Raw genomic sequence first — 2,039 nt, 5'->3', positions numbered from 1 at the left:
AACATCCAGGTCTGGTGTGTCGCTCATCTTTGAGAGCCTCCATCCTCTCCGGCGGCTCGACAAACTGAACCAGATGGATAGCACACCCTTTCATCCGCACACTCATCCACTAGCACACCATATCACCGAATATGCCGGTTGATATCGAGGAATTCGAGGACGGGGAGGAGGCGGAGCGGACAACCTCCGAGCTCATCATTGAGTTTCTCCTCGAGAACCGCGACGCCGCGTTCACCCGCGGCGAAATCGCGAATGCAATCGATCGGAATCCGAACACGGTTGGGTCGAACCTGTCACGGCTCAAGGACCGGGGGCTCGTTCGGCATCGCAAGCAGCATTGGGCGCTCACTCACGACCTCGGCCGTGTCGCCGAGGCAATTCGCTTCTCCGATGTCCTCTCGACACTCACACTCGAGCATGGCCCACTCGTCACGGACGAAGAGGAGGCGCAGACGTGGGCGGACGCACAACCGGACCAGCCACATCCCTCCGAGACGGACAACGAGGAGTAGTCTAGTAAGAGTCGTGCCGCCCAGCCATCATCGGATCAGTAATAAACGAGATACGAATTCTCAAGCAGTAGGTTCCAATTAGTACTGAACTTATTCTCATTCCTGCGACCCTCTATTCAATATTATTCTGACGACCTCAACTTATTTCTATCCTGGGGTAGTAGAGAGGTATATGAGTGAAGAATCGGAGCACGACTGGGCTACTGAATTGTCGGCAGCTGAGCGTGTCGAGGCCGTCGCACTCACCGTGAGTGAGCCACGAACGGCTAATTGGATTGCGGGGGAAGCCGATGTTGCCCACGAGACGGCGACGAAGTATCTCACACGACTCGTTGACGATGGTAAGCTGAGTGCTGATACACGCGGACAGCAAACAACATATGCACCAGATCCCGTCGGGCAATACCTCATTGAGATGCGCGAGCTCTACGAGGATCACTCGCCTGACGAACTCGCCACAAGTCTTGAGGAGATGAACGACCAGATTCGGTCGTGGAAGATGGAATACGACGTCGAAACTCCCAACGAACTGCGTGCGAGTCTGAGTAGTGCCCCAGACCGTGAGGATGAGCGCGCTCGCCGCGAAGCCGCACGCAAGTGGGAACACCTCCAGACGCGCCGTCGTCTCGTTGAAGACGCGCTTCGGCTCTACGATCGGTTCCCTAGAGAACAGCATACGGCACCGGCATGAATCCGGGCGCAGAAAACCCGGCTCTCTATCGAACACTTCGAGATGTCCTCCAGCGGCAGGCAGAAGTCATCTCAGTTTGGTTCGAACCTGACGCAATCCAGAAACGATACTTGGCCACTGAGGTTGACCCGAATCGCGTCACCCCACCAACTGGCCCTGAGCCACCACGGTTGGAGGTCCATTGGAAATTAACACCGCCACATGACGAGTTCAGAATTGACTATGCAGATCCAAACACGGAATTCCACTGTGGGTGGCATCAGGATGATGACCACGACGATCTCGGTGCGGCGCACTTCCAGTATCAAACAGCAGCGATGGAGAGTCCGGACTATCACGGCGTCGTCTTCGAATCCGAGTCGCCACCGAAACTTCTCTGGGAGTGCTGTGAAGCGCTCTTCGACGACGTAATACCCGAATATACGACAACGCCGCAATAATCACCCCTCGGCTCGAAGTTCCGCTGCCTGCTGTGCAAGCGAGCGAAGCACTGGCTCCCGATTCTGGTGTGCGTTCTCGTAGGCGACACACGTCTGGACAGTCTCGACGTCGGGAATAGTCACGATACAGGCGCGAAGGAGGTCGAGGTTTTCTGGGGCGAGTCGCTGTTCGGGCGTGAGCGGAGTCTCGTCAGTCGTTGTACGCTCGGGCATTGGTTGTCGCCTCGCCCGTCTCGGCGTCGATAAACCGACTCGGAGACGTACCGCGCGTCTCTCGTTCTACTCGCTCTCGGCTTCAGGCTGGATTCGGCGTGTGTCCTCAGCGAGGGTGTGGAGGTACGCCCGCAGCACGTCCATATCCGCTTTGGCGTCCTCAAGGGTCTGAGCTTTCACTTT

At 56.9% G+C, this 2,039-nt stretch carries 5 protein-coding genes; 3 read left to right on the top strand and 2 right to left on the bottom strand.

Annotated features, from left to right (window positions below; genetic code table 11):
- The first annotated feature begins 131 nt into the window (after window positions 1-131).
- The 3 genes from AOZ13_RS13505 to AOZ13_RS13495 all read left to right on the top strand — a co-directional run bounded on the left by AOZ13_RS13505 (window position 132) and on the right by AOZ13_RS13495 (window position 1,643).
- Window positions 132-512 (top strand): helix-turn-helix domain-containing protein, encoded by a 381-nt coding sequence (locus tag AOZ13_RS13505; protein ID WP_021780871.1) that lies wholly within the window; start codon window positions 132-134, stop codon window positions 510-512.
- A gap of 172 nt (window positions 513-684) precedes the next feature.
- Window positions 685-1,203, top strand: coding sequence for a DUF7342 family protein (locus tag AOZ13_RS13500; RefSeq protein WP_081706807.1), 519 nt, complete (start codon window positions 685-687; stop codon window positions 1,201-1,203).
- Window positions 1,200-1,643 carry a hypothetical protein gene (locus AOZ13_RS13495; RefSeq protein ID WP_049934141.1) on the top strand — a complete coding sequence of 148 codons (444 nt, stop codon included), beginning with the start codon at window positions 1,200-1,202 and terminating at the stop codon, window positions 1,641-1,643. Before AOZ13_RS13500 ends, AOZ13_RS13495 begins: the two co-directional genes overlap by 4 nt.
- Here the strand turns inward: AOZ13_RS13495 and AOZ13_RS13490 are convergent, their stop codons facing one another.
- Together AOZ13_RS13490 and AOZ13_RS15915 are read right to left on the bottom strand one after the other, a co-directional pair.
- Complete coding sequence (locus AOZ13_RS13490; RefSeq protein WP_021780868.1) at window positions 1,644-1,856, bottom strand: hypothetical protein; 213 nt, start codon at window positions 1,854-1,856, stop codon at window positions 1,644-1,646. It abuts the gene before it with no gap.
- A 66-nt stretch (window positions 1,857-1,922) separates the two neighbouring features.
- A complete protein-coding gene (locus tag AOZ13_RS15915; protein WP_021780867.1) occupies window positions 1,923-2,036 on the bottom strand; it encodes a DUF7389 domain-containing protein in 114 nt (37 codons plus the stop codon).
- Between the last annotated feature and the right edge of the window lie 3 nt (window positions 2,037-2,039).

The organism is Halarchaeum acidiphilum MH1-52-1, from assembly GCF_000474235.1.
Taxonomy (GTDB): Archaea; Halobacteriota; Halobacteria; order Halobacteriales; family Halobacteriaceae; genus Halarchaeum; species Halarchaeum acidiphilum.
This window is presented reverse-complemented; position numbering and strand designations above follow the sequence as displayed.